We start from the raw sequence: 6,862 nt of genomic DNA on the forward strand, positions 1-6,862 counted from the left end.
CTACAGAATGCGTCAAAGAATGTTGATTTCATTCCTGATGTCACCATATTCCATTCGGACCGCGGAAGCCAATATATGTCGGGTCAGTTCATGGAGTTGTGTCGAGATCTGAGGGTACTTCGGTCGGTCGGACGGACCGGCGTGTGTTGGGACAATGCGTGGGCTGAATCGTTCAATGGCTCGTTGAAGAACGAAGTGGTGAATCGGACGGTGTATCCCACCCGTAAGCATGCGATCAATGATGTGACGTCATGGATCGAATTGCGCTACAATCGGATTCGGCTCCATTCAGCGTTGGGTTATCGCACCCCGGACGAAGTTGAAGCCGAGTGGTTCGATCAATGTCGAGCCGCGTGAACAGATAGTGAAGATCCCATCGTCCACGACTCGCCGGGCGGGTCAGAGCCATCCGCGGCGGTGCAACATCAACAGGGCGGACGCCGCCGCTATGCCGGTGAGGACCAAAGCGATCCACACCAGTTCGGGCATGTCGCGGGTGGTGGCCGCGCTGAACAGCCACCCGGTCGCGGCATTGCCGAGCAGAATCCCGATCCCGACGATGGTGTTGTAGAGCCCGTAGTGGGTGGCGACAAGCGTGCCGCGGGCCAGTCCCACCACAGTGTCCATTTCGAATGGGAACACTGCTGCGGTGGCGGCGGCGAGCAGGGCTGCGGTGAGTAGCAGTGCGGCGATGTTGAGGGCGATGTTGCGCTGATGCGTTGCGGCGCTGGCGACTAGGGGCAGGAAAGCTGCAGCCATCAGTGTCATTCCCACGCTCAGGCTGCCGGTACTGCCCCAGCGGTTGCCGAACCATGCGGTGATGCGTAGCTGTCCGGCGATGGCCACCAGACCGGTCACCACAAACATTGCGGTGACAATGCTGGTGGCGAGGGTGGGGTTGTCCGCTATGCGGTCGGCGTGCAGGGGCAGCGCGAGGTAGACCTGAAAGGACAGCACATACGAGCTGGCCATCGCCACAGCGAAGAGCAGGAATCGCCGGTTACGTACGACGCTGCGCCAGTCCTGAATGATCGAGGTGTTGCTTGGGGCTGGTGTTGTTGCGGGTAGCGCTTTGATCTGCACGAGGGTCAGGACCGCGAAAACTGCTGCCGCACACAGGGAGGTGAGCCGAAAATCCAAAGCGGTCAACGCCAGTCCGACCAGCGGCCCGAGCAGGATGCCGGCCTGGTAGAAGACGTTGAACACGGCGAATGCTTCGATGCGACGTTCACCGGCGTCGGCGGCCAGGTAGGCGCGGACGGCGGGGTTGAACAGCGCCCCGGCGAATCCCGTTGCCGCCGAGGCGATCAGGATCGCGGGCAGCGAACTGGCCAGGGCCAGTAGGATGAATCCGATGACCCGCATCAGGCATCCGGCGATGATGAGCGGTTTGTACCCCCAGCGGTCAGCGAGTGTTCCCCCGATCAGGAACATGCCCTGCTGGGAGAAGTTGCGTATCCCCAGGACCAGGCCCACTGCCCATGCCGCCAGGGCCAGCGGGCCGGCGAGATAGGCGGCGAGATAGGGCATGAGCATGTAGAAGCCGAGGTTGATGGTGAACTGGTTGACCATCAGCACTTGGCTGGGGCGATCGAAGCTGCGGAAACTGCGGTAGAGGCGTCGCATAGGTCAGCTCGTGGGCTCGGTGTGCGGCATGTGAGTGGGGTCGATGATGGTGGGGCACCGGGTCCAGCTACTCGCGACCTGGGTCAGCGGATCGTTGATGGTGTGGGGGGCAGTGGGCGCTGGGGCGTCCATCAGGTCGTGAGCTTGGCAGTACTCGTCGTTGTAGATGGTTCCGTAGTAGCGGGCGGGGCCATCGGGGAAGACCGCCGCGATGCGCGTATCGGCCGAACGAGTGCGAGCCAGCCAGCCCGAGACCAGGGCCACCGCGCCCACGCTCCAGCCGCCGGTGGCGTACTGCGTGGCGGCCAGGGTGCGGCATGCCCAGACTGCTTCGGCCGGCGCCACCCAGTGCACCTCACTGAACTGGTCGTAGGCGACGTTGCGGGGGTAGATGCTCGAGCCGAGTCCCCGCATGATCCGTGACTGTGCGGGCTGGCCGAAGATCGTCGAGCCGATGGTGTCTACGCCCACGACTTCCAGCTCAGGGTTGAACTGCCGCAGAGTATGAGCCACACCGGCTGAGTGCCCACCGGTGCCCACCGAACACACCAGGACATCGATATGGCGCAGCTGCGCGATCAGCTCCACACCCAGTGAGCTGTAACCGGTCACGTTGTCGGGGTTGGAATACTGGTCGGGACACCACGCAGCCTCGTCGAGTGCGAGCAGGGCGCGCACACGGTCGCGGCGGGCTTGTTGCCAACCCCCGACCGGGTGGGGCTCGCTGACGACATCGACCCGGGCGCCGTAGGCGGCGAGCATTTGCCGCAGGATCGGTTCCAGTCCGGGGTCGGTCACCAAGGTCACCGGATGACCGAACACAATGCCCGCTAGCGCTAACCCCAATCCCAGTGTGCCGCTCGTTGATTCGATGATCTGCGCCCCCGGGGCCAGCTCGCCGCGGGCGCGGGCGCGTTCGACCATGTGCAGCGCCGGCCGGTCTTTCATGCCACCGGGGTTGAAGCCCTCCAGCTTGGCCCAGAAACCGTGCCCGTGCTCGGCAAAGGGTTCTTCGATCCGCAGTACCGGGGTGCCGCCGACCAGCTGACGACTCAGCCCAGCACGGCGCGATGTGGCCTCGGCAGGGAAGGTGGTGGCGAATGGATCACTGGTGGTGAGGCTGTAGGAGACAGTCACACGGGCATCCTCTGCATCGATGGACAGGATGTCGCCGGGCCGAAAGCAGATCAACAGTGTGAGAGGGAACTGGGACATATCGTTCGGCGCGGCGACACCGCCACCTTGCCCACTCAACCTCAAGGCTGATCGGCGGTCGGGATCAAGATCTGCTCAAGAATGCCCGCGGGGTTGGATGGTCGTGTAAACCACCGCCACCATAGGGACGTGCCTCATGACCGCGTCATCGTCGACGACGACCTTCGTGGGCCGGCGGCCCGACCACCGCACGGGCTACACGCGCTGGTCATCGAAGATGAGCCTGACATCGCCGAGGTTGTCGCCGACTACCTGCAGCGCAGCGGATTTGTGGTCACCATCGCCCACGACGGCCAAGAGGGGATCGCCGCCGCACGCACGGTGAGTCCTGCGGTAGTCATCCTCGATCTGGGTTTGCCCTCGATCGACGGCGTCGAGGTGTGTCGGCAGTTACGCACCTTCACCGACGCCTACATCGTGATGGTCACCGCCCGCGCCGACGAGGTCGACACCATCATCGGTCTCGCGGTTGGAGCCGACGACTACCTCACCAAACCGTTTCGTCCTCGTGAGCTGATGGCGCGCATCGACGCCATGCTGCGCCGTCCGCGCCCGACCTCGGCGGTAGACACAGCACACCCGCGGACACTGGGGGAGCTGACCCTGGACCCACAAGGCCGTGAAGTGCGGGTACAAGACACACTCGTGGAACTGACCCGCACCGAATTCGACGTTCTGGAAGCCCTGAGCCGACGGCCCGGTGTGGTGTTCAGTCGAGAACAACTGCTCACCGAAATCTGGGGACCCAACTGGGTCGGCGATGCCCACGTTGTCGAAGTTCATATCGCCAGCCTGCGCCGCAAACTCGGCGACAGCGCCGCGGCCGGTCGATTCATCCGTACCGTGCGCGGCGTGGGCTACCGGATGGGTGACGGCCAACCTCGAGGAGACAGCCATGAACGGTGATCGACGACGGGCACGTATCCCGGGCAGCTTCGGCTCCCGGTTGATGCTGGCCCAGGCCATCGTGATCGGCGGCGGCGGCATCAGCGTCGCGATCGTGGCACTGTTCGTCGCGCCGCACACCTTCCACGATCACCTCGGCCAGTCCAGCCTCGAACCGGGATCAGCACAGGCCGAACACGTCGAGGCCGCATTCACCTTCTCCATCGTCGTCTCGATGACCGCAGCCCTGGTCACCTCGACGATCCTGGCCACGGCCGTCAGCTGGTTCCTGGCTCGCCGCGTACAACAGTCAGTCGCCAGCGTCGCGCGCTCGGCTGTGGCGATCGGCGCAGGCAACTACCGCACCCGTGTTCCCGATCGCCAGCTCGGCACTGAGTTCACCCAGCTCAGCCGAGCCATCAACCAGCTGGCACAACGTTTGAACTCCCAGGAAGACATCCGCAAGCGGATGCTGTCAGACCTCGCCCACGAACTGCGCACCCCGTTGACCACCATCGGCGCGATCACCGACGCCCTCGAGGACGGTGTCCGCGCGCCCGACTCCCACACCTTCGACGTCGTGCGCACCGCCACCACCCGGTTGCAGCGCCTCGCCGAGGACATCGCGACCGTATCCAGCGCCGACGAGCATCAGATGCCATTGCAACCCTCGACGATCACTGTCAATGAACTACTCATCGCGACCTACGAAGAAGCCGCCGAGCTGTTCACCGACGCCGGCGTCACGCTGGGCATCGTCACCACCGCCGCGCGCGTACACATCGATGTCGATGCCGAACGAATGAGCCAAGTACTGCTCAATCTGCTCACTAACGCGCTGCGACACAGCTCCCCGGGCCAGCGGGTCGTAGTGAAAGCCGACACCGCCCCGGCACACGCGGTGCGCATCAGCGTCGTCGACTGCGGGGACGGGATTCCCGCTCAACACCTTCCACACATCTTTGACCGCTTCTACCGCACCGACTCCTCACGGACCCGAGACGCCGGCGGCAGCGGTATCGGACTCACCATCGCCCGCTCCATCGTCGAAGACCATGGGGGCACCTTGCTCGCCGAAAGCCTGGGAACCGGGCACGGAGCCACCTTCACCATCACGTTGCCGACCACAACACGACGTCACATCCACCGCAGCACCCCTGGAACCGAATTCTCCGCAGCCATCGAACACCGCCCGCCTCGCGGCGCTGCCGATGCGCTCCAACGGGACCGAGCTACTAACTGAGGTAGTCCGTCGTAAGATTGACCCGCATCTAGAGATGGTGGGTGAAAATGACTGGGCTGGGTTCGCTGGAACGCGCAGTGATGGACGTGCTGTGGTCGGCCGGTGCGGCGATGTCGGTGCACGACCTAGTCGAGGAACTCCACGACCGCGAACCGGCCTACACCACAGTGCTCACCGTCGTCACCAACCTGCACAAAAAAGGGTTCGTCGGTCGAGAAAAAGTCAGCCGCGCCTACCGGTACTTCCCCATGCAGACCCGCGAGGAGGCCACCTCACGCACCTTGCGTCAGGTCCTCGACGCCAGCGGAGACTCCGCGGCAGTACTGATGCACTTCGCCCAGACCGTGACACCCGCCGAGCGGGAAGTGCTCAGCGAATACCTCAGCCGCAAACCTCGCCACACCCGCGGCGGCGGCACCAAAGCCTAAGCCACAGAAACGTTCCAAGAGTCGAAATCCCGGCCCGACTACTCAACCGGCGCGCGCCCCTTGACTGCGGGAAGTAGATGCGCCGCCAGCGCACCGGCCACACCCGCAGCGAAGGCCGCAGCACTCAGCGCCGACACCCAGTCGTGCACATCCACCGCGGTCAGCATCCGCAGCTCGACCTGATCACCGCGCCCGACTCCTGACGGGTCGGATGGCACGAGATCCGACGTTCGGAGCAGCATCACCAGCCAGAACGCGGCAACCGCCTCAAACATCACCACGGCAAGGCCCACCGCACGAGAGATCGTACGGGCAGGACCGCGCGGGCCGAACCGATCCGTACGCGGCACCTCGACACCGTCAGTCATGCCCACCACCTCCTCCGCACACTCGCATCACGCCCCACTTCTACTAACCACCTTCGTATTTTGTGGGAATCGGGCGTGGGCGCCGGGAACGAGGGCGTCGAAGCCATCACCGCGGGAGGCCGGCCGGGCCAGGCGGAAGACTATCGCGGCCACCAGACCGAAGATCGCGATCACACTGCCTGTGCGGGACCACCTCGGGGTTCGATTGAGCTCCGCCCTCAACGCCAGCTCGGCGATCGGATCAGCAGGCACCGCGCCAATCTCGATCGGCGCGCCCGTGGCGGCGAACACGATGAACACCCACATCGCCGAGGCCATCCACACGAGCGGGTCAACCATTACAGCCAACGACGTACCGTGCAGATGAGCAGAAAACAGCATGAGCGCCCCAACACAGAGCATCACCAACACGATCGCCGACGAGAAATCGCCCTGGGGAGCAACCACCATCACGCCGACGGCCGCACTCACGGCCACCGCACACGAAACAAGCGCCCGCCACGCCTCCCCACCTCGATCCGGCTGGCGGGCAGCGGCGACACCACACGCTACGACCGCACCGAACAGTCCCAGGAGTGTCCCTTGGGCCACAATGTTTGCGATCACCACGCCTCCAACAGCCAACCTTGAAACTATGCTAGATAGTAGTTTAGGTGGGCTGGAGGGCGCTGACGGAGGGGGAGTAGCTCTATCTTCTTCGTCGGTGGGACCGCCGCCTGCATCGATGAGTTGGTCCTCGCCCCCGATTTGGAAGCCTGGGACATCGAACTCGACCACGAATCATGGCTCACGACGCGTTCAACCCGCTGCCACCCGCTACGCGCTGACTTCGTTCCTAGCCCGTCCTACCTCACGATCAACGTTTTCGCGACGTCTCCCCGCGGAGCTGTGACGGCTACGGTTAAGCAATGTCGTCGACGGGCGTTGTGCGGGTATGGCATTTCAGTAAAGGGTGGGGTGTGTTCGACTCACCGGACACTCCCGGCGGGGTGTACGCCTGAGCCTCCCCAGTTTGAGTGGACACCTGAGATAGCGGGACGAAGGGTCCTGCTGGAAGGATGTCTACATGTCCAGGACGCGTCGGTCGTTTACGCCTG

The 6,862-nt window shown here is 64.1% G+C and carries 8 protein-coding genes; 4 read left to right on the plus strand and 4 right to left on the minus strand.

Translation table 11 applies throughout. From position 1 onward, the window contains the following. A partial coding sequence (locus ACZ4TW_RS23630; protein ID WP_465546921.1) for an integrase core domain-containing protein occupies positions 1-357 on the plus strand: 357 nt, incomplete at its 5' end. A 42-nt stretch (positions 358-399) separates the two neighbouring features. On the opposite strand, the gene ACZ4TW_RS23635 is transcribed toward ACZ4TW_RS23630, so the two are convergent. Together ACZ4TW_RS23635 and ACZ4TW_RS23640 are read right to left on the minus strand one after the other, a co-directional pair. After that, positions 400-1,626: an MFS transporter gene (locus ACZ4TW_RS23635; protein WP_465546923.1), complete on the minus strand. Its 1,227-nt coding sequence runs from the start codon at positions 1,624-1,626 to the stop codon at positions 400-402. Positions 1,627-1,629: 3 nt separating this feature from the next. Continuing rightward, positions 1,630-2,763, minus strand: coding sequence for a PLP-dependent cysteine synthase family protein (locus ACZ4TW_RS23640; RefSeq protein WP_035718250.1), 1,134 nt, complete (start codon positions 2,761-2,763; stop codon positions 1,630-1,632). A 207-nt stretch (positions 2,764-2,970) separates the two neighbouring features. On the opposite strand from ACZ4TW_RS23640, the gene ACZ4TW_RS23645 reads away from it, so the two are divergent. From ACZ4TW_RS23645 to ACZ4TW_RS23655, 3 genes are read left to right on the plus strand one after another with little or no spacing between them, the layout of a single operon-like run. After that, entirely contained in the window at positions 2,971-3,747 is a 777-nt protein-coding gene (locus ACZ4TW_RS23645) for a response regulator transcription factor (RefSeq protein WP_006357628.1), read from the plus strand. Next, positions 3,737-4,969 carry a sensor histidine kinase gene (locus tag ACZ4TW_RS23650; RefSeq protein WP_006438349.1) on the plus strand — a complete coding sequence of 411 codons (1,233 nt, stop codon included), beginning with the start codon at positions 3,737-3,739 and terminating at the stop codon, positions 4,967-4,969. Before ACZ4TW_RS23645 ends, ACZ4TW_RS23650 begins: the two co-directional genes overlap by 11 nt. Positions 4,970-5,016: 47 nt before the next feature. Next, on the plus strand, positions 5,017-5,397 hold the full coding sequence (locus ACZ4TW_RS23655; RefSeq protein WP_006438350.1) for a BlaI/MecI/CopY family transcriptional regulator: 381 nt from the start codon (positions 5,017-5,019) through the stop codon (positions 5,395-5,397). Between the two features lie 38 nt (positions 5,398-5,435). Here ACZ4TW_RS23655 and ACZ4TW_RS23660 read toward each other — a convergent pair whose 3' ends face one another. Together ACZ4TW_RS23660 and ACZ4TW_RS23665 are read right to left on the minus strand one after the other, a co-directional pair. Next, positions 5,436-5,765 carry a hypothetical protein gene (locus tag ACZ4TW_RS23660; RefSeq protein ID WP_006438351.1) on the minus strand — a complete coding sequence of 110 codons (330 nt, stop codon included), beginning with the start codon at positions 5,763-5,765 and terminating at the stop codon, positions 5,436-5,438. 27 nt (positions 5,766-5,792) lie between these two features. Continuing rightward, positions 5,793-6,236, minus strand: coding sequence for a hypothetical protein (locus ACZ4TW_RS23665; RefSeq protein ID WP_231380857.1), 444 nt, complete (start codon positions 6,234-6,236; stop codon positions 5,793-5,795). Positions 6,237-6,862: the final 626 nt, after the last annotated feature.

The organism is Agromyces sp. NPDC029043 (assembly GCF_055564615.1).

What these genes read in the sequence shown, in the direction of transcription:
- ACZ4TW_RS23655 (WP_006438350.1), top strand. Translation starts at nt 5,017, where the DNA reads ATGACTGGGCTGGGTTCGCTGGAACGCGCAGTGATGGACGTGCTGTGG.
- ACZ4TW_RS23635 (WP_465546923.1), bottom strand. Translation starts at nt 1,626, where the DNA reads ATGCGACGCCTCTACCGCAGTTTCCGCAGCTTCGATCGCCCCAGCCAA.
- ACZ4TW_RS23650 (WP_006438349.1), top strand. Translation starts at nt 3,737, where the DNA reads ATGAACGGTGATCGACGACGGGCACGTATCCCGGGCAGCTTCGGCTCC.
- ACZ4TW_RS23660 (WP_006438351.1), bottom strand. Translation starts at nt 5,765, where the DNA reads ATGACTGACGGTGTCGAGGTGCCGCGTACGGATCGGTTCGGCCCGCGC.